This is a genomic window from Microcoleus sp. B4-C1 (assembly GCF_036705285.1).
GTDB lineage: Bacteria > Cyanobacteriota > Cyanobacteriia > Cyanobacteriales > Microcoleaceae > Microcoleus.
Genome location: NZ_JAUBUC010000209.1, coordinates 1 through 1688, shown reverse-complemented (window position 1 = coordinate 1688; position 1688 = coordinate 1). Strand labels below are relative to the sequence as shown.

General features: G+C 43.4%; 1 pseudogene. It reads left to right on the top strand.

Annotation, left to right across the window (positions count from 1 at the left end):
* Nucleotides 1–1620, top strand: a pseudogene (locus tag QUB26_RS31675) (PPC domain-containing protein); the annotation flags it as partial.
* Between the last annotated feature and the right edge of the window lie 68 nt (nucleotides 1621–1688).

Sequence of the window (1688 nt, the reverse complement as noted above, 5' to 3'; positions counted from 1 at the left end):
AGGGATTTGGGGCCGTCTGGGTGGGATGATGAGACGGGTTTTGGGTTTTTGAATACGTTGGCGGCGGTGGATTTGGCCAAGAAGACTGTGGCGGAAGTTTATAAACCTACAGCTTGGGTAACGCCGGATACTTGGAGTGGACAAGGGAAGGTAACGCCGGAGGAACGGGCTGCTAAAGGTGGAAATTCGATCGCGACTGCAACTGTACAAGTATCAACTAATTTCTCGGATAGCGATCGGGTTGACGCGAATCAGCCTGAAAAATATTACCAATTTACGGTGACTGAACCTGGTTATGTGAGTTGGAATTTGACCAGTCTCAACCCTGTATCAGGATTTCCCACTCCCCCGCAGGTAACTGTTACGAAAGCTGACGGCAAGCCTGGATCTCATACCTTCTTTAAAGGGGCTTCTCTTCAAACTTCTATGGTAGGGGAAGGACAGACTTCTTTTCAAGGTGGCAATTTCTACGATCCGGGGACGTACTATCTCAAAGTCGGCAACGGCGCTGGGTCTAGTTTCAAGGATTACAACATATCAACTCAGTTTATTGCCGATAAGGTTTCGAGTTTTACGGGAAATATACAGTACAGAACTCAGCCTTATTATTCCTTAGAGAACAGCCTGCAAAGTGCTGTTTTTTCAGGGCCTGCTGTTTCTGAGTTAAAGAATTTATCAGGTGTTGTCACTTATGACAATATACAATTCAACAACCGGATTGCTAAGTATGGGATGGAGGTGAATGAGTCGGGGAAAATCAGGATTAATTTGAATTCTCCCAACGGTAAAATGGAAGTTAGCATCAAGAAGTTTATTGGTTCTGACGATCGACCGGAATCAATTGCTAGCCTTGAGGTTGCTGCTAACTCCGATCAATGGTTGGAACTCGATCTGAATAAAGGGCGCTATGACATTGAAGTGAAAACTCCCAGCAATTACTGGCTAGAACCTGATTGGAATTCGACTTGGAATTCGACTGAGAAGACGCTGGTACGACCTTATACGCTGAATGCCACTTTTACTCCCAATGCGCCACAACCCGGACAAGGGAAAGTTCCCTCATCTGCTGGGGCATTTGATAAGACTGTGGTGAGTAATGGGGTTGTTAATCACTATTACAAGAACGGGTATTTGACGGTGCAGCCTTCGGGTCAAGCGAGTTGGTATGGTTATGGTACTGGAAATGCGATCGGGGTTATCGAAATTAGTGCGGTACCCCTACCCTTTGAAATACCTCCAGATTATGCAGGAAATACACCGAACACGGCTCGTGATATTGGTACTTTAATTGGCACACAAACTTTTCATGATGTTATTGATAGAAATGACCGCTTTGATTACTACAAGTTTAACATTACCAGTGAAAGCAAAGTAGATTTTGCTTTGAGTGGAAAAATGGGAAACACTGGGTTTTATTTGTTCCAAGACTGGTATTTCAACAGCGACGATTCTACACATATTGATATCATTTCAGGCACTCCTCCTAATGGTGTTGTTCCAGAGTTTAGCGAGACTCTCAAGCCGGGAACTTATTACGTCCTCGTTCATAAGCCAAAAGATTATGATGGTGATGAATATGACTTGAAATTATCGGCAACTCCTCTAGGCGATCCAGGGTAAACGCATCTAAATTAATTTGACAAACACCTAAATTTGTGCATTACTAAATAACTAAAAAAAACTTTTAA